Here is a 26,166-nt window from a genome sequence, read left to right as displayed (position 1 = left end):
AGGATTAATAAAGACAGTGGAAACTATAGCCCCCTTCATAGAAGTAATAGATGAGATAAAAGAGGCCGGTGGAGACGTCTTCAAGTTATGCTTTCAGTGCGGATTGTGTGATTCGGTTTGCCCGTGGAATAAGGTTCGACCCTTTAGCATGCGCAAGCTCATTCGAGAGGCGGCTTTTGGTTTAACTGAAATAGAAGGCGAAGATATATGGCGTTGTACAACCTGCGGAATGTGCCCGTCACAGTGCCCCAGAGGCGTCAAACAGATAGATGTCAGCGTGGCCCTGAGAAGAGTGGCAACCGAATATGAAGTTTTTCCAACTTCTGTCCGGTCTGCCCGTACTGCCCGAGCCAGTCTGATTTCCGAAGGCAACCCCTTGCAGGGAGACCGTAAAAAACGCTCTGAATGGGCGAACGGCCTTTCCGTAAAGCCCTATACAGAGGGTATGGAAGCGTTGTATTTTGTCGGCTGCTATTTGAGTTATGACCCCCGAATGAAAAAAGTGGCCACGGCCACAGCCAAGATCCTTCAAAAAGCAGGTGTGGATTTCGGTATCCTGGGTTCACAGGAAAACTGCTGTGGAGAAAGCATCAGAAAGACAGGCAGTGAAGATGTATTCAAACGCCTGGCCAAGGAAAATATTAAAACGTTTATCGACAATGGGGTGAAAAAAGTCATTGTATCTTCCCCTCATTGCTTTCATACCTTTAAAAACGAATATCCTGAATTTATGGTAAATTTTGAGGTTCTTCACATCAACCAGTATCTACTGGAACTGATCAATGACGGACGTCTCGAACTTAAAGGTGAATTTCCAAAGAAAATAACTTATCATGATCCGTGTTACTTAGGACGCCACAATGATGTATATGATGAACCCCGCGAGGTTTTAAGAAAAGTTCCGGGACTGGAACTGGTTGAGATGGAAAACCATGGCAAAAACAGCCTTTGCTGCGGCGGTGGCGGCGGCAGAATCTGGATGGACACGCCAAAAGAAGAAAGGTTCTCCGATATCAGGCTGGATCAGGCCAATGCGGTTGGAGCCCAGGTTCTGGCAACATCCTGTCCGTACTGCATCACCAACTTTGAAGAAAGCCGTCTGAATCTGGAATATGAAGATGTTCTGGAGATTAAAGACATCACGGAAATTATCAGTGAGATGCTTTAGTTAAGATGCTTTAAGGCGCTGAACACACAAGTTGATTGAAAGTAAGCGGTCCTGTCCGGTTTAGCCGGGCAGGACTTAAGAAAATATGATGAGGAGAAAATAAAGTGGGAAACGACGTATTGCCAATGGAGAATATGCAATTATTTTCCGACAGTCTTGGAGATAAAAACTTTGGAGACGTGATGGTTGTTGGCGGAGGGGTCAGTGGCATACAGGCCTCTCTTGATCTTGCCACTGCGGGGTTTAAGGTTTACCTGGTGGAAAAATCGCCGAGCATTGGCGGCCATATGGCCCAGCTTGACAAAACATTTCCTACCAATGACTGCTCGATGTGAATTCTCTCTCCTAAACTGGTCGAGGTCGGCCGGCATCCAAATATAGAGGTTTTGACATTTACTGAAGTTGAAAAAGTGGAAGGGGAAAAAGGTGACTTTCAGGTCAGCCTGAAAACCAGACCCCGATATATTATTGAGGAAAAATGCACAGGCTGTACAACTTGTATGGAATACTGCCCAAAAGAATATCCGGATCAGTTTAATCAGGGAATTTCCCAGAATAAAGCTGTTCATGTATATTTTTCCCAGGCTATTCCACTTGTTGCATATATTGATGACAGCTGTCTTTTTCTCAAAGAAGAAAAATGTGATATCTGCCGTGGTGTTTGCCAGGCAGACGCAATAGATTTTAATCAAACGCCCAAAAAGACGGATATTAATGTCGGGGCGATTATTTTGTCTTCAGGTATTACCCCGTTTGATCCCAGTGTAAAAGATGAATACGGGTATAGAAAGATGCAGAACGTGGTCACAAGTATGGACTATGAACGTCTGCTGTCTTCCACAGGTCCCTACGAAGGTCAGGTATTGCGGGCCTCGGACAAGAAACACCCCAAAAAGATTGCCTGGATTCAATGTGTTGGTTCCAGACGGGTCACCGAAGGAGATAACAGCTATTGCTCGGGTGTATGCTGCACCTATACGCAAAAACAGGTTATTTTGACAAAGCATCATTATGACGATGCCGAGTGTACCATATTTCATAATGACATTCGTTCTTTTGGCAAGGATTTTGAACGATACTTTCAGAGAGCCGAACAGCTTGACGGAGTTGAATTCATAAGAAGTTATGCTTCTGTGACAAGGGAAAACCCGGAAACCAAGAATGTAGCCGTCAGATATGCAACCACCGATGAAGGCGTAAAAGAAGAAGAGTTTGACATGGTGGTATTGTCTGTTGGATTGAATCCGCCGGCAGCGTATAAAGAGTTGTCCGACATGTTTGGAATTGATCTTAATTCACACGGATTTTGTGAATCTGACTCTTCCAATCCAATCAAAACCAGCAGACCAGGGATTTTTGTCAGCGGCGCTTTCCAGGGCCCGACAGATATTCCGGAATCGGTTTTTACCGCCAGCGGAGCAGGTTCTCAGATAGGAGAAATGCTTGACTACCGGCGGGGAAACCTGGCCAAAGAGAGAATATATCCGGTTGAACGGGATGTGTCCGGTGAAGAGCCGAGAATCGGCGTTTTTGTATGTCATTGCGGTGCAAATATTTCAAGTGTTGTCAATGTTCCGTCCACGGTTGAGTATGCCTTGACCCTGCCCAATGTTGTATACGCAAAAGAACAGATCTTTTCATGTGCAACCAATTCTGCCAAAGAGATAACAGACCTGGCAAAAGAAAAAGGCCTTAACCGTGTTGTGATTGCAGCATGCTCTCCCAGAACTCTGGAGCCGTTGTTCAGAGACACTCTCCGGGAAGCAGGGTTGAACCAGTATTACCTTGACATGGCCAATATCCGGGAACATTGCTCCTGGGTTCATACCAAGCAAAAAGAGGAAGCCACACAAAAAGCACAGGATATCGTCAGGATGTCCGTGGCACGTGCCTCTCAATTAGAACCCCTCAAGGAATTTGATCTGCCGGTTAACAAGGCAGCCCTGGTTGTGGGTGGCGGTATTGCAGGCATGACCTGTGCATTGTCCATTGCAGCCCAGGGACATGAAGTTCACCTGGTGGAAAAAAGCAAAGACCTGGGCGGTATGGCGCGAAGAATTTATTCAACTCTGGAAGGGCTGGATGTTCAAACCTACCTGGATAATGTGATACAGCAGGTTTATAAAAACCCCTTGATTCATGTATCCCACGAAGCCGTTATCAAAGATGTTTCAGGTTACCTGGGCAATTTTACCACAACCTTGGAAACCGAAGGCAGAAGCAAAGTGATCAAACATGGAGCCTCGGTTCTTGCCATTGGTGCGGATGTTTACAAGCCCACTGAATACCTGTACGGAGAAAACGATGCTGTTTTCACCCACCTTGAACTTGGAGAAGAGATTGCCAAAGCAAACCCGGCAGTTGTCAATGCCGAGAGCCTGGTGATGATCCAGTGTGTGGGCTGCAGAAACGAAGACAGAAATTATTGCTCCAGAGTATGTTGCGGCCATGCCGTTAAAAACGCATTAAAACTCAAAGAGAAAAATCCGGACATGCGCATTTATATCCTGTTCAGGGATATGAGAACCTATGGATTCAGAGAAGACGCCTATAGGGAAGCCTCGGAAAATGACGTGCGCTTCATCCGTTATACACCGGAAGACAAACCAGTTGTTCAAACCGCCAAAGAAGGCGGAAAAGACATTATCCGTGTAACCGTGCCTGATCCTATTTTAGGTCAGCGACTTGAACTGGATGCTGATGTTCTTTCTCTGGCAGCTGCTGTTATTCCAACTGAATCAACAGAAGAAATAGCCGGTCACTTCAAGGTAACCTTGAGCCCGGATGAGTTTTTCAAAGAAGCCCATGTTAAATTAAAACCGGTTGAGTTTGCCACGGATGGCGTTTTCCTTTGCGGTACGGCTCACTATCCCAAGCATATTCCTGAAACCATTAACCAGGCGTACGGTGCGGCCGGTCGTGTTCTGACACTTTTGTCAAGAGACACGGTTGTTGCATCAGGTTCTGTTGCCAAAGTAAATGAATATGATTGTGTGTCCTGCGGTGCATGTATTACAGCGTGTACATATGATGCCATTGAGTTCCGTGATACACCCAAAGGCAAAAAAGCCTGGGTAAATCCGATTTTGTGTAAAGGTGATGGTTTGTGTAATGCAAAGTGTCCGACAAATGCCATTGTTTTAAAGCATTTTACCAATGATGCACTTTTTAATCAGATTGATGCGGCAATTACAAAAGAAGATATCATAGAACAGATGGATTCGGTGCTTGAACAGGTTGACACGGCGGCTGCCAAGGAAGATGTCATAGAACAGATGGATGCGGTGCTTGAAAATGTATAGGCGTTATCCCATGAATAAAGCCCGCAATATTTGTAAAGGGGCTATGAATAAAGGAGGAAACAATGAGTACAGGTCTTGAATTTAAACCAAGAATATTAGGTTTTGTATGCCATTGGTGAGCGTATGGTGCTGCTGACCTGGCTGGAGTTTCCAGACTGCAATATGCAAATGAAATGAGGCTTATTAGAGTTATGTGTTCCGGTAGAGTCGACCTGGAATTTATACTCAGAGCCTTTGCAAACGGACAAGACGGTGTGTTTATTGGCGGATGTAAATTGGACGAATGCAATTATGTCACCCATGGCAATTACGATGCCCTTGCCAATACACACATTGCCAGGAAGATATTGGAACACATAGGATTAAACCCGAACCGGCTGAGAACCGAATTTATGTCAGGTGCGGACGGTAATCTTTTAGCAGAATATACCGATGATTTTGCAAGACAGATAAAAGAGTTGGGGCCACTTGGCAAAAGCGAAGGCATGGACGCTGATACGGTAAAGTTCAAGCTTGAAGCCGCCAGGAAACTTGTTCCCTACATGAGGCTGGCAGAAAGAGAAAGGCTCAGGGTTCCGTTTAAATCAAAACAAACCTATACCGAGTTTTTCGAAAGCAGTGAAATGAACGCATTGTTTGGTGATATCTTTTCAGATAAACTGGCTGTCAGCCAGATTATGTTGCTCCTGAAAGACAATCCTCTGTCAACCGGTGATATTGCTGAGAAATTAGGTCTTAACCCGTCTGATGTATCCCGGCACATGATCAGTTCATCCCGGCACGGTATGGTTAAATATGATACAGACAGCAAATGTTATCAGCGAGTCCAGTGATAAATGGTTTGACCAAAGGATCTTGGTAAAGAAAACTATTAGGAATAACGTCTTATGGAAATTGAGAAAGTAGATCAAATTATTGACAAACATAATGGTGAAGTAAGCAGTTTGCTTCAAATAATGCTTGATATTCAAAGTGAAAACAATTGGCTTCCCAAGGAGGCCTTGGGGAGGGTCAGTGAAAAATTAGACGTTCCTTTGACCCGTATCCAGCATATTGCCACCTTTTATAAAGCATTCAGCCTGGTTCCCAAAGGGCGTCATAAAGTCCACATCTGTGTGGGAACCGCCTGTCATGTCCGCGGAGCCACCCGTATTCTTGATACGGTGGAAGAAGCAATCGGTATTAAACCCGGCGAAACAGATCTTGATCTGAAATTCAGCCTGGAAACTGTTAACTGCCTCGGCTGCTGCGCACTGGGCCCTGTGATGGAAGTTGGTGGTAAAGTCCATGGGAAGATGTCACCGGTCAAAACAGCAGAAGCCTTAAAAACTTATGAGTAGGGGAAAATTATGGCGCGGTTAAATACGCCCGGAGAATTAGAAAGCTTCAGGCAAGAAATATTATCCAGAAGAGACCCGAACAATCCCTGCATTTCAATCTGTGCCGGTGCCGGTTGTGTTGCCTCAGGCGCAGATGAAGTGATTGAAGCGTTTCATCAGGAAATTGAAAACCAGGGTTTGGCAGCAACAGTCAGCACCAAGGGAACCGGATGTCCGGGATTCTGTGAACGCGGACCTGTTGTGGTCATCTATCCTGAAGAGATATGCTATCTTCAGGTTAAAGTTGAAGATGTTCCCGAAATTATTGAACAGACCATAAAGAATAAAAAGGTTATCGACCGCCTGCTTTTTGAAGATCCTGCAACCGGAGAAAAAGCAGTCAAAGAATCAGATATCTCATTTTACAGAAGCCAGGAAAGAACGGTTCTGTGCAATAACATCAAGATTGACTCCAAGAGTATTGAAGATTACATCTCTCTTGGCGGTTACTCCGCACTTGCCAAAGCCCTTGGTGAGATGACGGATATAGATGTTCTCGAAGAGGTCAAAAAATCCAACCTCAGAGGCCGTGGTGGTGCAGGTTTTCCAGCCGGCAGAAAATGGGAAGGATCGCGTAATGCACCCGAACCGATCAAATATGTGATCGTTAATGCTGATGAGGGTGACCCCGGAGCATTTATGGACAGGGCGCTTCTTGAGGGCAATCCCCATTCAATTTTAGAGGGATTGATCATTGGCGGATATGCTGTGGCATCCCACGAAGGCTATTTTTATGTTCGCCAGGAATACCCGCTGGCAGTTGAAAATATCAATCTTGCCATCAAACAGGCTGAAGAATACGGCCTGCTCGGGGAAAATATCCTGGGGTCCGGCTTTGACTTCAAAGTCATTGTCCACCAGGGTGCAGGTGCATTTGTCTGCGGCGAGTCAACAGCTTTGATGACCTCTCTGGAAGGAAAAGCAGGAGAGCCCAGACCCAAATATGTTAGATCCAATGTCAAGGGACTTTGGGAAAGACCGTCTGTGCTGAACAATGTTGAGACCTGGGCCAACGTGCCTTTGATCATCAACAAAGGCGCTGACTGGTTTTCTTCGGTTGGAACCGAAAGCAGCAAGGGAACCAAGATTTTCTCCCTGGTTGGCAAGATCACCAATACGGGCCTGGTTGAAGTCCCCATGGGCATGACCCTGAATGAAATCATCTATAAAATCGGCGGCGGCATACCCAACGGCAAGAAGTTCAAAGCCGTTCAGACCGGCGGACCTTCCGGCGGATGTATCCCGGAAAACCTGCTGGACCTTCAAGTTGGGTTTGACGAGTTGACCAAAGCCGGCTCCATGATGGGTTCAGGCGGCATGATCGTTCTGGATGAAGATACCTGCATGGTGGATGTTGCCAGGTACTTTATTGAGTTTCTTACAGATGAATCGTGTGGCAAATGTGTTCCCTGCCGTGAAGGATTGCGCCAGATGCACCGCATTTTGACCAACATCACAAAAGGCCTGGGCAAAGAAGGCGACATTGAACTGTTAGAAGAGCTGGCTGAAACTGCTGTTGAAGCCTCGCTGTGTGCCCTGGGCAAAAGCGCTCCCAATCCATTCCTGAGTACCTTGAAATACTTCAGGGATGAATATGAAGCACATATCCGGGAGAAAAAATGCCCGGCACTGGCCTGCAAAGAGCTGATCGCATTTTATATCGATCCTGACAAATGCAAGGCATGTATGATCTGTGCAAAAAAATGCCCTGCAGACGCCATTGACAGTGCGAAAAAAATGATCCATATCATTGACCAGGAGAAATGTACAAAGTGCGGAACCTGCTTTGAAGTCTGTCCCTCCCGTTTTGGCGCAGTGACCAAGATTTCCGGCGAACCTGTTCCGGCTCCTGTTCCTGAAGAAAACAGAATGATAATTAAAAAGAGCAAAGTAAAATGAGTGAAATCCAATTTGAAATTGATGGAAAACAAGTAAAGGCAACGGAAGGGATGACCGTTCTGGAGGCAGCTCAAAATGAAGGGATATATATCCCCACTCTCTGTCACCATGAAAAATTGGAACCATTCGGGGGATGCCGCGTCTGCATCGTGGAAGTAGAAGTTCGCGGCTGGACAAAGCTCGTTGTTTCCTGCGTTTATCCGGTGGAAGAAAATATAATTGTCAGGACCAGGTCTGAAAAGGTCGACAGAATCAGAAAAACCATCATAGAATTGCTGATGGCTCATGCTCCGGATTCTCCGGAACTGATGAAAATGGCAAAAGAGTATGGTGCTGTTGCAGACCGGTATGAAAAAGATCCTTCTTTTTGTGTTCACTGCGGTCTTTGTGTCAGATACTGCGCGGAAGTGGCACAAAAACATGCCCTTGGATTTGTTGACAGGGGAATAAACAAAGAGATCAGCTTTATACCTGAAATAGCGGCGGTAGAGTGTAATGATTGCAAAGAATGCTTTCCTTTATGCCCGACTTCCTATCTCCAGGCTGCTTTTGTGCTGGCACAATCTCTTTCTTTTCCTGAAACTGAACCAAAAAAATAGGATACAAAAAAACAGGATTAATCTGCAAAAATTTTACAGGGAAGTAAAATTAAGGAACATTAATAATTGAGTGCAGGAATAAGTACAAGCTTTTACCAGGTGCTTCACTGTAATAATAAAGGAGGTTTTCAGCATGATTGATATTAAGAAGGTTCAAAAACAGATCTTGGAAGCAACTCCTGTTTTGGGACGCGAAAGTGTACCAATTCTTGATGCGGTCAGAAGAGTTCTTGTTCAGGATATCATTGTTGCAGAAGATCTTCCGGCATCGGATATTTCAGCAATGGACGGTTATGCTGTAAGTCATACTTCCCTCCGCAGTGTTTCAAAACAAAACCCGGCATATTTTAAAATAATCGGAGAATCACCAGCAGGAAAGCCTTGTGGTGCAATTGTAAAAGAAGGTGAAGCAGTTAGAATAATGACCGGAGGATTGGTTCCCGAAGGTGCGGATACCGTCGTAAAGGTGGAGGACACTATTGAAGAAGACGGCTATGTCATTTGCAGCATTGATCCGGGATGTGGTGAGGGCATTCGCTTTAAAGGAGAGTCCCTGCAAACAGGAGAGGTCGTTCTTCATGCAGGAGATGTTATCAGTCCGCTGGAGGTGGGGGCGCTTGCAAGCCTGCGGCGAGCCTATGTATATGTTCATCGCAAACCCATTGTGGCTATTCTCTCAACAGGTGATGAACTCTCTGACTTCCATGAACCGCCCTCGCCTTCAAAAGCCATGTGTTCAAATCTTTATGCCCTGGCAGCACAGGTTGTGGAAGCCGGTGCAAAGCCCCTGTGTATAGGTATTGTTCAAGACGATTTAGAGGAGCTGCAAAGCCAGTTGTATGAAGCGCTCCATGCAGATGTTATTATCACATCCGGCGGCACCTCCAAAGGCAAGTATGACCTAGTTCATAAGGCTTTCTCTTCTTTGGATATGAAAATGAAATTCACCAATATCTTTGACAAACCGGGAAAACCAACCGTATTCGGGACAATAAGAAAAAAACTGGTTTTTGGATTACCCGGAAACCCTTCGGCTACAATGCTCTCATTTGAACAATTCATAAGACCAGCACTTCTTAAAATGATGGGCTTTCAAAACATATCAAATGCCTCACATAATACAAATGATCCATTTTCTCTTATTGACTCATTCAACTATGGACAAGGAGGTAACAAAGAACATCATCGGGCACCCCAGATTCCTTTGGGAAAGACTTTGTCAGGAAATGATAATAAATATTTGAAAAAAAAAAAACAGGTATGTAACACCATGCCGGGGTGCTTGAAGATAGTCGGTCGCTGAAATGCCGCTTTAAAAAATATCCAATTAAAAATTATTGTGAATCTGCAACATTCCTTATATTATAATCTCAACTTTCGGAATTGATAAAATTGTCCGAAAGTTGAGATTATAGTCTGTCTATACATGGTTAACCTAAAATAGAAAGATCATAAGGATATCATGCCGATTATCACATTTAATGCTTTTTCATTTTTGCAAAAAAAATTAAAACAAAAACAGATCGACTATTCCAATGTTATCATGAAAGTGGAACAGGGAACCACTGCAATGGATTTGATCCGGCAAGTTCAATTAACGCCTGAAGAGGTTGAGGCTGTGTTTGTTAATGGAAGGGTTGCCGCTTTTGATACAATCCTCCGGGAAAACGACCGTGTTGCCCTGATACCACCCGGGACTCCCGGGCCTTACAGGGTGATGCTGGGATTTAAAAATAAAAAGTTACAATGAACTCAGACAACAGACATATCCGCGCTTTTATTGCCATATCACTTCCTGACGAAATAAAAGGTTTTTTACATGATATTCAGAAACAATTGCGCAAATCAGGTATCAAGGCATCCTGGCCAAAACCTGCTGCCATGCATTTAACCCTGAAGTTTATTGGTGCCTTTCCTGTCAGCAAAATTGATACCCTCAAAACAATCATGATACGGGAGGCAGGCAGAATACCGGTTCATACTTTGTTTGCAGCAGGGATAGGTGTGTTTCCCTCGGTAAAAAATACCAGGGTCATCTGGTCCGGGACAAGAGGTCAGACAGATATTTTGGAAAACCTTGCCAACCAATTGGAAAACAGTCTTTTCAAAGAAATGAGAATAAAAAAAAACAACCAAAGATTTGCCCCCCACTTAACTTTGGCAAGAATCAAACAGCCGGTTTTTCCCAAAAAAATGGTCAGGCTGATAGAGGACTTTAAGGATGTTCAATCAGATGAGTTTCGGGTTTCCAAAGTCAAACTTTTCCAGAGCGAATTGACCGCTTGCGGTGCTGTTCATCAACTTGTTTTTTCCGCGCCATTAAAAAATTAATTTTTTTGAATCGCCATTTGATACCCTTTTGTTGAATGGGATGTTTCAAAAGCCAAAAAACCATTCATCTCTTTTTCTATTTCCAATGATGAAAAAATCCCCTTTAACAGGGTTCCCGGAAATGCTTTATGGTTTATTTTTATCTGCGGATTGTTTTTTTGTTTTTTTGTCCATTCAAAAAATACAGCAAGGTCCATTTGACGTTCAAAAATTTTTCTTTTTATTTCCGGTTCAAGGTTTTTGATTTTTTTTTCAAGGATTGCACTTTGTTTTTCATATTCCTTTTTTGTCTTGTTTAATTCTTTTAACAAAGAGATAGACGAAATCATTCTTTTTTCAAAATTATTTATCAAGACTGCAATGTTTTTTAAGTTTTCCTTTTTAAAGATATCATTTTTTCTTTTGAATTCAGCCGCAAGTTTTTGTTTTTTATTTTTTGCGCGATCATGAAAAATTTTTAGTTCAACCATTTTTTGAAACGTTTTTTTTGCAGAACGGTCCTGATCGTCTTTTTTTTCTTTTAATTCATCCACATGCTGGCTGATGTTTTTTATTTCAAGATTAATCTGCCCGGCTTTTTTAAGGATATGATGTTCGCTTCCAGCTCCGAGGATGCACGCTTTTGTTCTATTGTTTCCAGCACCGGCAAGCTCAATGCCTTTTTTAGCATACAAAATTGAAGAGATGACCCGGCATTGGCCTGAATTGATTTTACCACTGCAAAAAATATGGGAATCAATAATCTCATTGGCAATATAAACATTACCAAAAGTTTCTATCCTGCAATTATGGAGATAAGCCGCATGAATATCGCCCTGGGCGCTGATGACGGCATCGGTTATCCCCACCTGGGATTTGACACTCCCTGTGGCCACGATACGAGCCCCTCTGATTTCTCTTGCATTAACCTGTCCTGCGGTTATAGGATATGCACCGGTTAAAATACCTGAGATATTTAAATTCGCATAATTTTCAAGAGGTCCATATCTGAGGTCTGCATCTTCAAGAACATTAATGGTTGAATGAATGTATAATTTTCTTTCAACAGACAGGCACACAAAGCCTGTCTTGACTGCAAAAGCCTTTGCATGGGCATTTTTGTTGTCTTTTAAAAACCGGGTTCCGCTGGCACACCTGAAAAAAAGGTCATGAGCTTTGGGTTGCTCTATATTGTTTCCAAACACATTTTTTTTTAAATATGTTCCCTCTTCCAGACGCTGCTCTGCCAATAAAGCACCTTTTTTTGTAGGTTCAGTATCTGTTTTGCCGGTATCAAAATGGTACAAGACATTTTTGTTCGTTAATACATCTGAAGCAAGCCCCTGTTTTGCTGCGACAAACTCATTATTTTTCAAATCAAGATTGCATTGAAGAATGGCATCCGTATAAACTCCATATTTGACTCCCTTTGTCTCAAGAGCATCCTTGATATCTTGCAGGCAGACATTCTCAGGTTCCTTGCTGATTTTCACCACAGCTTCCATTTGATCCTGGCCAATATGGACATGTACCCCGGAATCCGTGACAAATCCACTGTTTTTTTTAATCCGATCCTGTTCTTTTAAGATCAGGTTTCTTTGTTCTTTGGTTAAATAATTTAATTCAACCATGATATCGCCAAGGATTCGAATTTTCTTTTCTTTTTCAAATTCATCTGCCTGGACTTTTTGGGCGATCTTCACTTCCCGTTTTGAGCAAAAGCCCTTCTCAATAACACATGCGGCAAATTCCTGATCCAATACCTTTATTTTTAAAAATTGTTTTTCATAGTCTGAAAGATCTATATCTTGATCAATGGGGCGGTCACCATCCTGATCCACTCTTTTTGAGGGATCAGTTGCAAAAGTTTTCCTTGCCCTGGTATCAAGAAAATTCTGTTCTTTGAGTATCTCATTTTTCTGTTTGAGTGTCAGAACACTTGACTCAACCAGAATATCTCCGATCAGTTTTTTGATTTTAGACTGCCTGAATTCTTTTTTCTGCATTTCAAGGGCACGGTCTACATCGTCCTGGCTGACAAAGCCTTGTTCAACGGCAATTTGACCAAATGTTTCCCCTTGTTTTCTAACGACAAGATATTCCTGAATCAGTTTCAAAAGTCCGACCTGGTATCGGGTGACAAATTTCTGGCTTAAAAGCAGTTTTTCATAGCCGATTGGATTATCGTTATTGCGCTTAAGGGCGTACAGACGACGAACATGATTGAATTGTTCATCATTGATGGTACCGTATTTCAGGGCAAGTTCAGCCAGAGATGGAATTTGATTCGATTGTTCCAAAGTTTTTTCTTTGTCGGGGACAGGTTTCAACTCTGTCCTCTTTCCTTTTGTGTTAAATTTCTTTATCAATATAGATAAAGAATTTACAAAAGAATGTAAACCATTTCAAAAGTATTAAATCACATTTAAAACAAAAGGCTTATTTCCTGTCTAAAAGATGTGGCTTAAGTCAATGTGGGCTTCAAAATGTTCCTTTAAAAGGGCATAATCGTATTCTTTTTGTGAAACCATGTCATCATATGGAGTTTTGAAGTTCAATCCTATGGTATTCAACCATTTTGATAAAATTTGCGGAGAATCAAAAAAACCGTGCATATATGTTCCGGCAACCCTGCTGTTTTCAGACAGGCATCCATCCGTGTCTGTGCAGGAAATTAAATTTCTTGAACTGACCTCCAGCAAAGCGGCTCCCGCGGTTAATGTGGTATATCCCATGTGGATTTCATATCCTTTGCCTTTGGCACCCTGCCATTGAAAATCACTTAAGGTGGTTGTTTTGGGTGCCTTTAACACGGTTTGAACCGGCAAAAGACACAGTGCGGTTGTTTTTCCCGGCCTGCCTTCCAGCCCGTCAGGGTCATCTACAAACTCGCCCAGCATTTGATATCCGCCGCAAATTCCCAAAATATGTCCATTTGACCGGTTATACTCTTCAAGAGGGGTTTTAAAATTGTTGATCAACCATTGAAGATCTTCCCGGGTATTTTTTGATCCCGGAATAATGACCGCCTTAAATTTTGACAATTGGTCGGGCTTGTCAATAAAAATGGTTTGAATATCCTTTATTTTTGACAGGGCGTGAAAATCCGTAAAATTTGCAATATGTGGCAGCCGGATGATACCGATTGCCGGCATATCAGGTTTAAAGTCTTTAAAATCATTGCATTGCTCAATTTCCACAGAATCTTCCGCATCAATCTTAAAATGGGTGTACCAGGGCAAGACCCCCAACACCTGTTTGCCTGTCTTGTTTTCAATCCACTCAACCCCGTCGTTGAACAGGGCAATATCCCCTCTGAACCGGTTGATTATAAATCCTTTGACCATTTGGCAATATTTTTCCGGCAGGCATGCAAGAGTGCCGACAAGTTGTGCAAACACACCTCCCCTGTGGATATCAGCCACAAGAATAACATCTGCATCAGCATATTCCGCCATGGCAAAATTCACGATATCATTGGGCATCAGGTTAACTTCAGCACATGATCCGGCGCCTTCCAGGATGACCCGGTCATACTGTTGTGCAAGGCGGTCAAAAGCCTGGCACGCCTTTTCAAAATAAAATCCTTTGTTTCGATGATAATCCATTGCTGTCTGGTCACCATGAACTTTCCCATTGAGAATCACCTGGGATTGCTTCTCACCTGTGGGCTTTAAAAGAATGGGATTCATATTGACGTGAGGAGCAATTTTTGAGGCCTCTGCCTGAACAATCTGAGCCCTTCCCATTTCAAGGCCTTCCGGGGTGATGCCCGAATTATTGGACATATTCTGAGCCTTAAAGGGTGCAACCTTTATTCCTTGATCTGCAAGCGATCTGCAAAGTGCTGCGGCAACAATGCTTTTTCCGACATCAGAGCCGGTTCCAAGAATGGCGATATTTTTTTTCATCATTTTTCTATTCCAACCCTGGCTGCAACGCCTTGTTTATAATAATGCTTGATCTCTTTCATCTCCGTCACAAGATCTGCTCGTTCAATCACTTTTTGGGTGGCTCCCCGGCCTGTTATAACCAATTCAACATTATCTGGTTTCATGTCCATCAATTCAAGAAGCTGTTTTTCCGATATCAGATTGCAACTGACCGCAACATTGCCTTCTTCTGCAATCACCACGTCATGGTTGTTTTGTTTTAAAATATCGCATAATTTGAGATACCCTGCAGCACCGGCCACAATGTCATCATCAGAAGGTTTTCCCTTAACAAATTTTCCAAGGCCGTATTGTTCAACCGTGATATTCTCAAATTTGGACAGGGCTTTGATTTCAGAATAGTCCCCTTTTTTTAAAAACTGAACAATATAGACGGAAAGCCCGGCACCGGCTGCCCTGAGTGCAAGTCCCAGGCCGGCCGTTGTTTTGCCTTTACCATTGCCCGTGTACACTTGAATATATCCTTTCACAACATCTCTCCTATTGTTTATATGAAAGTCTTCAAAAATCCAAACAATGACTTTCATGTTTTGTTGTGGGCAAATCTGAGCGAAAGACCAAGTCTGCCCGTGGCAGTTTTTAAAAACAGCACAGATTCAATATCTATCTCCGTCAATATCTATATTTTCAATATTTTTTAAATATCGTATTTTTTTGCATACCCTCTGGGTGTAAACAAAAAATCCATATAGCGGACAGAAGCACTGGAGCCGATAAACACGACCGTCTGCATTCCGACATCCGCTCTATCCATTTCATCCAGAGTTGTAAAGGTAACATTCTGATTTTCTCTCATGGCTCCGGTGACAATTCCAACCGGTGTTGATCCGTCCCTGTGTTCCAATATCAGTTCCTGGGCCCTTTTTAACTGCCAGTCTCTTTTTTTGCTTTTCGGGTTATACAATACAATGACAAAGTCCGCCATGGCAGCACAAGTCAGGCGTTTTTCAATTTTTTCCCAGGGGGTGAGCAGATCGCTCAAAGAAATAGCAGCAAAATCATGGGTCAACGGTGCCCCTGCCAATGCCGCACCTGCTGCCAGAGCAGGAATTCCCGGAACAATTTCAAGAGCCAGCCCTTTGTCGCCATCAGGATTGTTTTCTTTATCCTGTGATCTGACAAGCTTGATGCCCCGCTGTTGACAGATTTCAAAAACAAGGCCCGCCATGGCGTAAATACCAGGATCTCCCCCTGAAACAAGGGCGCATGATTTACCGGCCAGGGCCTGTTCAATGGCTTTTTCAACCCTGTCCACCTCTTTCATCATACCTGTGGATATAATTTCCTTGTCTTTTACAAGATCATCAATCAACTCAATGTACGTCGTATATCCTGCCACACAATCGACCTGTTTGATAATATCAACTGCTCTTTGGGACATATAGTCAATATTCCCCGGGCCTGTGCCGATCACATAAAGGTTCATTGTTTTATTGCCACTGCAATGGTGACATCCTTGTTTTTCTTCTTTGGAACAATCAGTTGCCCGTTGCCGGCTGAAAGAATCGCTGCTGCTTCGCATACACTCTTAACTCCTAAATGTTTCTCAACCATCTTTGATGGGGTTTGAATTGTCTTGACTGAATTTAATTTGTTTTTATCATAAAAATCTATTTGAATCTTCATCTCTTGTGAAAGGGCCAGCAAACCGATTTCATCTTTTTTAATATCACTTGTTGCAAATCGAAAAATACTGTTAACGGACAGGCCTTGTTGCTTAAGAACTGAGATTAAAAACGCCTTAATATCTTCACAGCATGTCCCCCTGTTGCATCCAATGCCGACGGTTAAAACCCGCGGCCTTAAAACAAGTGTTTCACATGAAACATCTTTGGTTTCATATGAACAAAATACTGTTCCCGATTCACCTTCCGATACATTCCCTATATCATCTATTGCTTGATCATCTATTTTTTTATTCCAGTTGACTGCATCTATCCTGAAAGATTCAGGTAAATTATTTTTAACACACCCGAAAGGATCATACAGCCTCACCTTGGCACCCTTTAAAAATGCCATGTTGACATGCTTGATATTCTGGGGCGTTTCAATATAAAGGCCCTGCTCTTTTGCAATCATATCAATGGATGGCAGCCGGTTGGTGTCAGTGGCAGTCGTAATAACAGGGATTGCATTTATAATATCGGCGATTTGTTTTGCCAGATGATTTGCGCCCCCCATATGACCGGAAACAAGACTTATGGCATAATTTGCATTATCATCGACCACGACAACAGCCGGGTCAATCATTTTTGATTTCAACAACGGAGCAATCATTCTAACTGCAATTCCGGTTGAAAATATAAAGATATGTCCCCCAAAGGCACTGAATTGAAGATGAATCTCTTTGGATAATTTTTTAAACACAATGGTATTTTTTTCATTATCACTGTCTTGCACAATGCTGGCAGACACAAAAAGAGTGCTGCCCTGGACTGACTTCTGAATTTTTTGACCCAGAATTTTTCCATTGGGGGTAATGCTCCATATGGCTAAACCGCCAAAAAAAAATTTATTTTTCAGCGTTTCGATAGCCATGGGAAAATGTTGAATCGTATAATTTTGATTTTAAAATATCCCGGCCCAGGACGCAGGCTTCAACGGATTTTCCGACAATAATCAGGGCATGCCGTGTGATCTCATTGTCTTCGCAAGTTTTCACAAGCTTGCTGATCTTTGTGTAGACAATTTTTTCTTCAGGATGGCTCACTTTATAGGCCACTGCACACAAGGCGTCTTTCCCGTAATGTTTTTCCAGAATTTCTTGAACTTTTATAGCATGACCGATGCTCAGATAAATGGCCATTGATGACTGATGGGATGCCAGTTTCTCAAGGTCTTCCGAATCCGGAACCGGTGTTCTTCCCGATATTCTGGTAAGAATCAAGGTCTGGGTGACCTCGGGAAGCGTATATTCCATGTTCATTTTTGCTGATGCGGCAAATGCGGCTGTTACACCCGGAATCACTTCATAAGGAATATTGAGTTTTTCAAGCTCCCGCATCTGTTCAAAAATAGCACCATAAAGGGACGGGTCACCTGTATGAAGACGAACCACTTTCTTTCCTCTGGCGTGATATTCGCTGATGGTATCAACAATTTTTTTTAAATCCATACCCGCACTTGACTGGGTTTTTGTGTTTTTGCCCTTCCAGCACAGCACTGCTTCAGGCACCAATGATCCCGCATAAATGATCAGGTCTGCTGTTTTCAAAGCATTCATGGATTTAACCGTAATGAGATCAGGATCACCAGGTCCTGCACCGGCAAAAACAACCGTATTTTGATCTTTTTTCATATAAATTACCTTGTTTCTGGTTTTGAGCCTGAAATAATCCAGACCGGATTTAACGCCTCGAGTCGATCTCCAAAAGGCATTGTTTTTGATCTGGACACCTGGACTTGAACCACATCAGGATCAAAGTTCTTTTCTTTTAAAAGCCTTAACGCAATTTCCATATTTTGCAACAAAACCGTATTAACGACGATAATACCAAAAGCGGCAAGTTTGCCGGCAGATACTGTTATAATCTGCTCAAGGCTTTGCCCCCCGCCGCCAATAAAAATTCGATCCGGACGCGTCAACTCTTCCATCCCTTCAGGAAAGGCTGTATTTATTATCTGAACATTGGAACAATTGAGTTTTTTAATATTGTGAGCAATGTCACAAATGCGGCCTGGATGTTTCTCAACAGCATATACACGGCCCAAAGGAATCTGTAAGGAGGCTTCAATACCAACAGAGCCTGAGCCTGCACCAATATCCCAAAGCACATGATCTTTTCTGGTTAATTTTAATTTGGACAAAGTAATGCTTCGAATTTCAGACTTTGTAATGAGTCCGTTGGAATGTTTAAACGCAAAATCATCCATGCCGATATGTGTTTCATGTGAAACATGATTGTTTTCTTGTTCCTGTTTTTTAAGAATAACAATATTGGGCTGTAAAAATGTATGGTTTTTTACCTGGTCAATATTGTCAATCCATGTGATCTTTTCTTCATCTTTGTCACCCAGCTTTTCGATTACGCAAAACCTGAAATCATACAAATCGTATTTCATCAGACCTGCTGCAATATATTGGGGATTCATCTGAGGATTGGTAAGAAAAGCAACCTTTTGTTCACAAGCCAAAGATCCAAAAGAAAAAAAAGCCTTTTGTTTGTCGTGAAGACTGATAATTTTTGCATCGTGCCAGGGTTCTTTTATGGCGGCAAATGCAGCCGCAATAGATGAAATATTTGAGTGAACCGTTAAATATTGTTTGTCAAAATACCTGGTTAGTGTGGAGCCAATTCCATAAAATAAAGGATCTCCTGAAGCCAGAACAACAATTTTATGACGGTTTATTTTATCTTTAATAGCTTCAACAACGCTGTTCATGTCGGCTTTGACCGTGATCTTTTGTTTGTCTGGACAGTCAAACATCTCAAGATGACGTTTGCCTCCAACCAGCACATCACATTCCCTGATCAGGTCAAGATGTTTTTGGGTAAGATCTTCCCTTCCCTGTCCGATACCGATAATGTCTATTGGATACATATCATGCCACCATATAATAAAGGGTTCCCATCAACACAATACTCAACACCCTGAACACCTGACCCGACAACAACAATTGCAGGCCCATTTTGGGAGAAAAAATCCCCATATACCTGGGAAGCTGATGCCGAAGAGCCCTGATGGGAAATGCCAGGACATTACCAAGCAAAAGGGCGATAACCGTCTGTTTCACACTGATAACCCCGGCATCCATCAATGCCCCGGCAGCCGCAAACCCGGATGTGAATTCAGCGGCAAAACTTAAAATAACCACGGACAAAGACTCCACCGGCATGATGTTCACCGTGACAACACCTGCAAGGGCCTGGTTCAGGTAATCAAAAAAACCATTGATATTGAGTATAAACACAAGAGTATAAATCGGCAAAACCCATACGACAATATTAATGATGCGCCCGGGCAGCTTTGTCCTGATGCTTTTCAGTATGGATCTGATCTCTTTTTTGTTTGTTTTATTATTTTGTTTTTCAAGGCCGCCTGAATGCATCTGTTCGCTTTGAAAATTTTTGTGGGGTTTAAGGTATAGTCTGCCGAACACAAGAAAACAAATGGTTCTTAAAAGCGTTGCCATAAAAGTAATTATAAAATAAATCGCCCCGGCATAACCGGTTAAGGGAAGAACAATAAAAACAGTGGTTGGCAGGTGCAAAAAAAATGCCGGGAACTGGTTGATATAGTTTGACAAAAACAATTGAATTTTGCTGATTTTTTTGTCTTCATAAAAATCCAAAAGCATGGCATTGGCAGTGGCACCGGAAATAAACGCGGTTGTAAAAGCTGCGCTGCACTGGTTCCCAAGATTTGAAAACCTGAAAAACGGCCTGGCAAGAACAGCCACATGCCTTGTCCAGCCAAGGCTTTCGATCAGTTGTCCCGCTAAAAGCCCGATAAAAATAAACACAAGAAGTCTGAATAAGGGTATACCCAGCTTTTTCAAACAGATCGAAAGGCTGACAGTATCAAAATAGTTCAGGCTGAAAATCAGACAGACCAGCGTAAAACATACTGAAATGCCAAGTCTCTTATATTTTACATCACCTTGTTTCATTTAGAGGCCAGGATCAATGTCCAGTAATCAGGTGTTCTTTTTTCCAGGGCATCAATATTTTCAATGATCTGCTCATTTTCACGACCGCACTTTGAAACCGCTACACACCTGTTGTCAAGACCGGTTTCCTTCAAGGCTTTATTGATATCTTCAATATTTTTATAGGCTTTTACAATGGCAACATTTTCAACACTGCCGACATGCCTTATCCTGTCTCCGCCAAATGCACCCGATGTCACAAGCAACGACTCTTCTCCTTCAACCAGTATCCGGTTCAACCGTGCTGATGCCGCATGAAAAGATGTAATGCCGGGTATGGTTTCAATGTTTGCATCCGGCATTACGCATTTCATTTTCTTTAAAATATACCCAAAAGTGGAATATGTGGTGGGGTCTCCCAATGTCAGAAAAACAGCTTTTTTTCCTTGTTTCAACACCTGTGCAATCTGACTTGCATTCTTGATCCATGCGCTTTCAACTTCCTTGACATCCTTGCTCATTGGAAAAAACAGTTTTTCAATCGAAGCATCAGATGAAATATAGGGAGATGCAATCTCAACCGCCAGGCTATAGGTGTTTTTTGTTGATGCTGCCGTAAAAATAATATCAGCTTCTTTGATAACCCTTACCGCTTTTACCGTTATAAGTTCGGGATCACCTGGCCCCACACCCACACCGAACAATTTTCCAACATTCTCCATCATTGTTCCTCTTTAAGCTTTTCTTGCGTGAAAATATTTGGATAAAGGCATTTTCCAATTTCTATGATCCCATTATAAAGCCTGGGAACAGGCCGGGAAACGATATTTTCATCTATCAAGAATATTTGATTGTTTTTTATAGCCTTAATAATATTAAACCCTGGTTCTTTTTTTATCTGTTCAATGTTCACAGCATTCATCACCCCTTTTTGGGCAAGGAACACATCAATTTGTGATCCTTTGGCAAGTATCTGTTCTTTTCCATAAACGGCAATATTGGTGTTTCTGGATGCTTTTGCATCAGAAGCTACATTGATTCCGCCGGCGGTTTCAAGGGCAAAAATGGGCATGGCTCCTTGTGTGAATGTTTTCATCCGTGTGTGAATGGCCTGGAAATAGACCCTTTTTCTGGGATGAATTCCCCGGGTCAATGCCTGGATATTTGCTGTTTTTTCCTTAAACGTTTGCACCATCTGTTCCGCCTGCAGCTTTTTCCCCGTCAACAGCCCCAATGTCAACCAATAGTCATACATCTCCTTTATGCCTGAAGGCTGAAGTGACACCACGGTAATACCGGATTTTTCAAGCCGCCGGATCAATTTTGGATAGCCATTGTCAATCATGGGCCGTATCAGAACAAGATCAGGCATATACGCTAAAAACTTTTCAGGATCATCATGATATGAAAACTTTATTTTTTTATCAACCTGTGGAGGAAACGTGTCATTAATGCAAACCCCCACAATCTGGTTTTCCAGGTTCAAATGATACAGATTTTCCGTATGAGCGCCATAAAGACTGACAATTCTGGTAAACGGGCTTGAAAAAACAATCCTGCGGCCTTTTTTATCTGTCAGGGTTACAGCCCGCACTTGAGCAGATAAGACCAGGACAATAAAAAGCAAAATTCCTGTTATGGTTTTAAATCGACGGATAATACACCTGCTTTGCTTGAACATGAGCATTGAATTCAACAATGGATGCCACATCAAAGACCTCTTTAATGGTCTCTTGTGTCAGTACATCCTGGGAATTTCCAAATGCGCTTATCTTACCATTTTTGAGCATCAGCAACGAATCAGACCAGGTTGAGGCCAGGTTCAAATCGTGGAATACACTGATCACAATTTTGTTTTTTTCTTTTACAGACTGTTTGACCAGTTGCAGCATGTGCAGGGTATGGTTTATGTCCATATTGGAAAACGCTTCATCCAACAAAAGAATCGGTGTATCCTGGCACAGGGCACGGGCAAACACACACCTCTGTCTTTCCCCTCCTGACAATTCATTGATTTTCCTGTCATGCAAATGATGGATGCCACAAACCTGCATCATTGCCTCCACTTGTTCCACATCATTGTAAGAAGGATGTGAAAATCTTGGTATATAAGGATGTCGCCCCATCATTACCACGTCTTTTACACTGAATGGAAAATTTATTGTATGGTCCTGGGAAACAAGGGCAATCTTTTTTGAAATATCTTTTTTTGAAAGAGACAAAACAGGTGCCTGATCAATATCAATATATCCGGTATCAGGTTTTAAAAAACCTGATATCAAATCCAGAAGAGTGGTCTTTCCACTGCCGTTAGGGCCGAGAATAGAATAAAAACTTCCCGACACAAAAGAACAGCTTATGTTTTTGATGATCCGGTCACGGTCATAGGCAAAGCACAGGTCGTTTAGTGTTAACTTCATACGTCGCCTATTTAAACCTGTTCTTTTTAAAAATCCAGCAAAAAACAGGACCGCCTGTCAGGGCTGTCAAAACGCCAATGGGTATTTCATGGGGAAGGACTGCCCGGGTAATTGTATCGGCCAGCAACAATAAAAAGGCCCCTGCCAGCATGGATAAGGGAATAAGTTTCCGGTTGTCAGGCCCTGTGATAAACCTGACCGTATGCGGAACCAGCAAACCCACAAACCCTATAATACCTGAAACAGAAACACAGATGGCCGCCAGCATTGAACCGGTTATCAACAAGATTAAAGTCGTTTTTTTCAAATCAACACCAAGGCTTGTGGCGGATTTGGCCCCAAGTGCGACCAGGTTCAGATCACGGGCAAAAAATATTGAAACAAACAGACCAATCAACAGAAAAATCACAACAACAACAAAATCAAACCAGGTTTTGGAAGCAAAACTTCCCATAAGCCAGAAAATAATGACCGAGACCTGTTCATTGGCAATAAATTTTAAAAAACTGATACCGGCAGAAAGTATTGCAGCGACAATAATTCCGGATAAAATCAAATTGTTGGAGGATAGCCCGGCCATGGGGTTTTTTGATGAATAAGATAAAAAGATGACCACAAACAAAGTAACACAAGCACCTGTAAAGGCAAAAGCCGGAACGGAAACAAAGGCTGCACTTAAGTTTAATAATATGGCAATACTTGCACCAAATGCTGCACCAGCTGATACGCCAAGGGTATAGGGATCGGCCAGGGGATTTAGCAATATGCCCTGAAACAAACTCCCGGATACGGCAAGTGCCGCCCCGACAGCGGTACAGGTCAGTATTCTTGGAAGCCGCACATCAAACAGAACAGCCAGATAGGTTTCACTGGCATTTCCCATGATTTGATGACCGGTCAATTTTCCATAAAGAATGCTGATAATATCAACTATTGGAATCCTGATATATCCCATGGAAAGCGAAACAAGGGTCATTAAAATAAGAAAAAGGGAGAAAAGGACCACCAGATATCCTATTCTCCCCTTTGATATGGCAACCGGTATACTCAAATTTTTGCCATAATCTACAGGCCTGCACCTGAAGCTTTTGCAGCATCTTTTATACAAGACACAAAAAGATTTGCGAATTGATTATTAAATTCGGCACTAAAGTTTTGTTCTACTTGGTTAAGGTCGTTCCGGTAATGTTCAAATTGTTCCATATGAAACAGATGGGCGGATTGAGCTGCTTCCGGCGAGACTGTGATAAAATTTGCAACAATAGTAGATTTGGCTTGGAGGGTTGAGCATAGAATCAGGCCCAGAAAGAGAATCAGTACAATAAATTCAAATTTTTTCATAACACTTCCTCTGTTATTATCAATACTAATAACACGAAACTGGGCATAACAAAAAAACCCATATCAGAAACTGTCTGATATGGGAACCGTTTTTATCCTCATTTTCTTGATCTGCCCAAGTCCTCGCAAGCAACACGACCAAAGGTTTTCAGGCAGGCTTTCTGACTTCCGGATCAATTGAGTCGTCACCCCTTCCCGTTAACTCCAACTTATTGAACAGTGGCAATAGTGACGTTCATCCCCGATTACAGCGGCGGGTCCGCTCCTGATTTTCACAGGATTTCCTTTTGACTGCACCTAAGCAGCACCTGAAACCTTTGATAAAATAGATGGATTCTACAACGGTGTCAAGAAAAACTTCATATCTTTATCAATTTTTTCAAATACATATAAAAACTCCAGGGTTCTTTTTTTCCGTCAAGGTTAAAATAAAAAAACAACGGCGGGTTTGTATGATGGTTCAAATGACGTTATCATGCCTATTTGATGCAATCATCTGCAAACAAAGACGTGACGGCAAATTTTTCAACATCAACAAGTCCTAAGTCGGTTATTTTCAGCTTTGGAACCGGTGACAGACATAAAAATGATAAAATCATAAACAATGACGGGTGGTCACTTCCCAATATTTTCACCTTTTGTTTTAAAATTTTCAAATCAGCAGCTGTTTTCTCAAAACTATTATTGGACAGCAAACCTGCAACAGGTAAAGGCAAATCAGCGACCACCTGATTATTATCAACAACAACCAGTCCTCCCTGCATTTTTTTTATCCTTTGAAAAGCTGCAAACATATCCACATCATTGGTTCCGGCTATCACAATATTATGGGCGTCATGAGCAACCGTTGACCCGATTGCCCCTCGCTTGAGTCCAAGCCCCCTGACAAAGGCTTTTCCTATACGGCCCGTAGCATTGTGTCTTTCTATGACAACGATTTTGAGAATATCACGGCTGATATCGGATTCAATATAATTGTTTTTAATCCTGGCAGTGGCAATAAATTTATCCGTTACAATCTGACCTTGCAGGATATCAATGACAAGGATCTTGCTGCCTGCCGCAGGAATTTTGAAATCTGCCCGGCTCAGTTCGCCAGGATTCATTGTCCCCCTTAACTTGGGGATTTTATGAAGAGGGCGGCAAATCAATGACTGATTTTTCAGAACAGGCACACCTTTTTTATATACAGCCTCGATTTTCACCTGTTTATAATCAGAGAGCAAAACAAAATCCGCCCAAAAGCGGGGTTTTATTGCCCCTATATTCTTTAGCCCATAGTGATTTGCAGTGTTGATGGTGGCAACCTGATAAGCGGTTATGGGAGCCATTCCCAAAGAGATAGATTTTCTCAGTGAATGATCAATATGCCCTTCTTCCAGCAGGTCATCAGGATGTTTATCATCCGTGGCAAAGGAAAAGTGCCATGAATTTTCTTTTGTTACAATGCCGATCAAATCTTCCAGGTTTCTTTCCGAAGTACCTTCCCGGATTAAAATGTGCATGCCCTTTTGAAGTTTTTCCTTGGCTTCTTTAGCAGATGTTGATTCATGGTCGCTGTCAATTCTGGAAAATATATACGCATTCAAATCTTTTGCGCTGATACCCGGAGCATGCCCGTCTATTTTTTTCCATTTGGCTGCGGCAATGCGTTGATGGACTTCTTCATCACCATTAATGACCGCAGGATAATTCATCATTTCACCGATTCCGGCCACCCCTTGCTTGTGTATCATGGCACACAAGTCCTTGTGACCGATATTGTCACCTGAAGTTTCAAGCGGTGTGGCCGGTACGCATGACGGCAGCATGACAAACACATCCAAAGGAACCTGTTTGATACTGTCCAGGACATACCGAATTCCTTCCAGCCCCAGCACATTGGCAATTTCATGAGGATCTATGATTACGGCAGTGGTTCCCCGCTGCAGCACGGCCCGTGAAAATTCAGGAAGTGTCAGCATGGTGCTTTCAAAATGCATATGCCCGTCAATAAAACCGGGTGACATGTAAAGACCCTGTGCATCAATGATTTTTTTTGCATCATACTCGCCAAACCCGATAAAGCGACCGTCACATACAGCAACATTCCCGGTATGAATCTCACCGGAAATAACATTGATAACCCGTACATTTTTTATCAGTAAGTCCGCAGGCACCTCACCCCTTGCCACAGCCAGATTGTGCAAAAAATTTTTCATCCTC

At 42.5% G+C, this 26,166-nt stretch carries 22 protein-coding genes, 1 pseudogene and 1 riboswitch; of the genes and pseudogenes, 9 read left to right on the top strand and 14 right to left on the bottom strand.

Annotated features, from left to right (window positions below; genetic code table 11):
• Positions 1-16: 16 nt before the first annotated feature.
• From TOL2_RS23080 to thpR, 9 genes and pseudogenes are all read left to right on the top strand, one after another.
• Positions 17-1,168: a (Fe-S)-binding protein gene (locus TOL2_RS23080; protein WP_014955904.1), complete on the top strand. Its 1,152-nt coding sequence runs from the start codon at positions 17-19 to the stop codon at positions 1,166-1,168.
• Positions 1,169-1,293: 125 nt separating this feature from the next.
• Positions 1,294-4,392 (top strand): annotated as a pseudogene (locus TOL2_RS23070) (FAD-dependent oxidoreductase); the annotation flags it as partial.
• 140 nt (positions 4,393-4,532) lie between these two features.
• Positions 4,533-5,303 (top strand): hydrogenase iron-sulfur subunit, encoded by a 771-nt coding sequence (locus TOL2_RS23065; protein ID WP_083863428.1) that lies wholly within the window; start codon positions 4,533-4,535, stop codon positions 5,301-5,303.
• Positions 5,304-5,357: 54 nt separating this feature from the next.
• Positions 5,358-5,810, top strand: coding sequence for a complex I 24 kDa subunit family protein (locus TOL2_RS23060; protein WP_014955900.1), 453 nt, complete (start codon positions 5,358-5,360; stop codon positions 5,808-5,810).
• A 9-nt stretch (positions 5,811-5,819) separates the two neighbouring features.
• Positions 5,820-7,748: an NADH-quinone oxidoreductase subunit NuoF gene (locus tag TOL2_RS23055; protein WP_014959683.1), complete on the top strand. Its 1,929-nt coding sequence runs from the start codon at positions 5,820-5,822 to the stop codon at positions 7,746-7,748.
• Positions 7,745-8,347, top strand: coding sequence for a 2Fe-2S iron-sulfur cluster-binding protein (locus tag TOL2_RS23050; protein WP_014955898.1), 603 nt, complete (start codon positions 7,745-7,747; stop codon positions 8,345-8,347). Before TOL2_RS23055 ends, TOL2_RS23050 begins: the two co-directional genes overlap by 4 nt.
• A gap of 133 nt (positions 8,348-8,480) precedes the next feature.
• Entirely contained in the window at positions 8,481-9,650 is a 1,170-nt protein-coding gene (locus TOL2_RS23045; RefSeq protein ID WP_014959682.1) for a molybdopterin molybdotransferase MoeA, read from the top strand.
• A gap of 159 nt (positions 9,651-9,809) precedes the next feature.
• Positions 9,810-10,097, top strand: coding sequence for a MoaD/ThiS family protein (locus TOL2_RS23040; protein WP_014959681.1), 288 nt, complete (start codon positions 9,810-9,812; stop codon positions 10,095-10,097).
• Positions 10,094-10,678 (top strand): RNA 2',3'-cyclic phosphodiesterase, encoded by a 585-nt coding sequence (thpR, locus tag TOL2_RS23035; RefSeq protein ID WP_014959680.1) that lies wholly within the window; start codon positions 10,094-10,096, stop codon positions 10,676-10,678. The genes TOL2_RS23040 and thpR overlap by 4 nt, the downstream gene beginning before the upstream one ends.
• Here thpR and TOL2_RS23030 read toward each other — a convergent pair.
• From TOL2_RS23030 to ade, 14 genes are all read right to left on the bottom strand, one after another.
• Entirely contained in the window at positions 10,675-12,987 is a 2,313-nt protein-coding gene (locus TOL2_RS23030; protein WP_014959679.1) for a FapA family protein, read from the bottom strand. The genes thpR and TOL2_RS23030 overlap by 4 nt on opposite strands.
• A 120-nt stretch (positions 12,988-13,107) precedes the next feature.
• Positions 13,108-14,571: a cobyric acid synthase gene (locus TOL2_RS23025; RefSeq protein WP_014959678.1), complete on the bottom strand. Its 1,464-nt coding sequence runs from the start codon at positions 14,569-14,571 to the stop codon at positions 13,108-13,110.
• Positions 14,568-15,080, bottom strand: coding sequence for a cob(I)yrinic acid a,c-diamide adenosyltransferase (locus TOL2_RS23020; RefSeq protein WP_014959677.1), 513 nt, complete (start codon positions 15,078-15,080; stop codon positions 14,568-14,570). Before TOL2_RS23020 ends, TOL2_RS23025 begins: the two co-directional genes overlap by 4 nt.
• 167 nt (positions 15,081-15,247) lie before the next feature.
• Entirely contained in the window at positions 15,248-16,036 is a 789-nt protein-coding gene (cobJ, locus tag TOL2_RS23015) for a precorrin-3B C(17)-methyltransferase (RefSeq protein ID WP_014959676.1), read from the bottom strand.
• Entirely contained in the window at positions 16,033-17,148 is a 1,116-nt protein-coding gene (locus TOL2_RS23010; RefSeq protein ID WP_014959675.1) for a cobalt-precorrin 5A hydrolase, read from the bottom strand. Before TOL2_RS23010 ends, cobJ begins: the two co-directional genes overlap by 4 nt.
• The gene (gene cobM, locus TOL2_RS23005) at positions 17,123-17,908 is read right to left on the bottom strand and encodes a precorrin-4 C(11)-methyltransferase (protein WP_014959674.1); all 786 of its coding nucleotides are present in this window, start codon (positions 17,906-17,908) and stop codon (positions 17,123-17,125) included. Before cobM ends, TOL2_RS23010 begins: the two co-directional genes overlap by 26 nt.
• A gap of 5 nt (positions 17,909-17,913) precedes the next feature.
• On the bottom strand, positions 17,914-19,152 hold the full coding sequence (locus TOL2_RS23000; protein WP_014959673.1) for a bifunctional cobalt-precorrin-7 (C(5))-methyltransferase/cobalt-precorrin-6B (C(15))-methyltransferase: 1,239 nt from the start codon (positions 19,150-19,152) through the stop codon (positions 17,914-17,916).
• 1 nt (position 19,153) lies between these two features.
• The gene (locus TOL2_RS22995; RefSeq protein ID WP_014959672.1) at positions 19,154-20,221 is read right to left on the bottom strand and encodes a nucleoside recognition protein; all 1,068 of its coding nucleotides are present in this window, start codon (positions 20,219-20,221) and stop codon (positions 19,154-19,156) included.
• Positions 20,218-20,925 (bottom strand): precorrin-2 C(20)-methyltransferase, encoded by a 708-nt coding sequence (gene cobI, locus TOL2_RS22990; RefSeq protein ID WP_232508010.1) that lies wholly within the window; start codon positions 20,923-20,925, stop codon positions 20,218-20,220. Before cobI ends, TOL2_RS22995 begins: the two co-directional genes overlap by 4 nt.
• A complete protein-coding gene (locus tag TOL2_RS22985) occupies positions 20,922-21,911 on the bottom strand; it encodes an ABC transporter substrate-binding protein (protein ID WP_232508009.1) in 990 nt (329 codons plus the stop codon). The genes cobI and TOL2_RS22985 overlap by 4 nt, the downstream gene beginning before the upstream one ends.
• The gene (locus tag TOL2_RS22980) at positions 21,844-22,620 is read right to left on the bottom strand and encodes an ABC transporter ATP-binding protein (protein WP_014959669.1); all 777 of its coding nucleotides are present in this window, start codon (positions 22,618-22,620) and stop codon (positions 21,844-21,846) included. The genes TOL2_RS22985 and TOL2_RS22980 overlap by 68 nt, the downstream gene beginning before the upstream one ends.
• A 7-nt stretch (positions 22,621-22,627) precedes the next feature.
• The gene (locus TOL2_RS22975; protein ID WP_232508007.1) at positions 22,628-23,671 is read right to left on the bottom strand and encodes a FecCD family ABC transporter permease; all 1,044 of its coding nucleotides are present in this window, start codon (positions 23,669-23,671) and stop codon (positions 22,628-22,630) included.
• Positions 23,672-23,685: 14 nt separating this feature from the next.
• On the bottom strand, positions 23,686-23,961 hold the full coding sequence (locus TOL2_RS22970) for a hypothetical protein (protein WP_014959667.1): 276 nt from the start codon (positions 23,959-23,961) through the stop codon (positions 23,686-23,688).
• Positions 23,962-24,095: 134 nt separating this feature from the next.
• Positions 24,096-24,288: riboswitch (cobalamin riboswitch) on the bottom strand.
• Between the two features lie 152 nt (positions 24,289-24,440).
• On the bottom strand, positions 24,441-26,162 hold the full coding sequence (gene ade / locus TOL2_RS22965; RefSeq protein WP_014959665.1) for an adenine deaminase: 1,722 nt from the start codon (positions 26,160-26,162) through the stop codon (positions 24,441-24,443).
• Between the last annotated feature and the right edge of the window lie 4 nt (positions 26,163-26,166).

Origin of the sequence: Desulfobacula toluolica Tol2 (assembly GCF_000307105.1) — a bacterium.
Taxonomy (GTDB): domain Bacteria; phylum Desulfobacterota; class Desulfobacteria; order Desulfobacterales; family Desulfobacteraceae; genus Desulfobacula; species Desulfobacula toluolica.
This window is presented reverse-complemented; position numbering and strand designations above follow the sequence as displayed.

Excerpts from the sequence above, each read along its gene's own strand:
- TOL2_RS23060 (WP_014955900.1), top strand. The coding sequence starts at position 5,358 with ATGGAAATTGAGAAAGTAGATCAAATTATTGACAAACATAATGGTGAA.
- TOL2_RS23055 (WP_014959683.1), top strand. The coding sequence starts at position 5,820 with ATGGCGCGGTTAAATACGCCCGGAGAATTAGAAAGCTTCAGGCAAGAA.
- TOL2_RS23050 (WP_014955898.1), top strand. The coding sequence starts at position 7,745 with ATGAGTGAAATCCAATTTGAAATTGATGGAAAACAAGTAAAGGCAACG.
- TOL2_RS23045 (WP_014959682.1), top strand. The coding sequence starts at position 8,481 with ATGATTGATATTAAGAAGGTTCAAAAACAGATCTTGGAAGCAACTCCT.
- TOL2_RS23040 (WP_014959681.1), top strand. The coding sequence starts at position 9,810 with ATGCCGATTATCACATTTAATGCTTTTTCATTTTTGCAAAAAAAATTA.
- thpR (WP_014959680.1), top strand. The coding sequence starts at position 10,094 with ATGAACTCAGACAACAGACATATCCGCGCTTTTATTGCCATATCACTT.
- TOL2_RS23025 (WP_014959678.1), bottom strand. The coding sequence starts at position 14,571 with ATGATGAAAAAAAATATCGCCATTCTTGGAACCGGCTCTGATGTCGGA.
- cobJ (WP_014959676.1), bottom strand. The coding sequence starts at position 16,036 with ATGAACCTTTATGTGATCGGCACAGGCCCGGGGAATATTGACTATATG.
- TOL2_RS23010 (WP_014959675.1), bottom strand. The coding sequence starts at position 17,148 with ATGGCTATCGAAACGCTGAAAAATAAATTTTTTTTTGGCGGTTTAGCC.
- cobM (WP_014959674.1), bottom strand. The coding sequence starts at position 17,908 with ATGAAAAAAGATCAAAATACGGTTGTTTTTGCCGGTGCAGGACCTGGT.
- TOL2_RS23000 (WP_014959673.1), bottom strand. The coding sequence starts at position 19,152 with ATGTATCCAATAGACATTATCGGTATCGGACAGGGAAGGGAAGATCTT.
- TOL2_RS22995 (WP_014959672.1), bottom strand. The coding sequence starts at position 20,221 with ATGAAACAAGGTGATGTAAAATATAAGAGACTTGGCATTTCAGTATGT.
- cobI (WP_232508010.1), bottom strand. The coding sequence starts at position 20,925 with ATGATGGAGAATGTTGGAAAATTGTTCGGTGTGGGTGTGGGGCCAGGT.
- TOL2_RS22985 (WP_232508009.1), bottom strand. The coding sequence starts at position 21,911 with ATGTGGCATCCATTGTTGAATTCAATGCTCATGTTCAAGCAAAGCAGG.
- TOL2_RS22980 (WP_014959669.1), bottom strand. The coding sequence starts at position 22,620 with ATGAAGTTAACACTAAACGACCTGTGCTTTGCCTATGACCGTGACCGG.
- TOL2_RS22970 (WP_014959667.1), bottom strand. The coding sequence starts at position 23,961 with ATGAAAAAATTTGAATTTATTGTACTGATTCTCTTTCTGGGCCTGATT.
- ade (WP_014959665.1), bottom strand. The coding sequence starts at position 26,162 with ATGAAAAATTTTTTGCACAATCTGGCTGTGGCAAGGGGTGAGGTGCCT.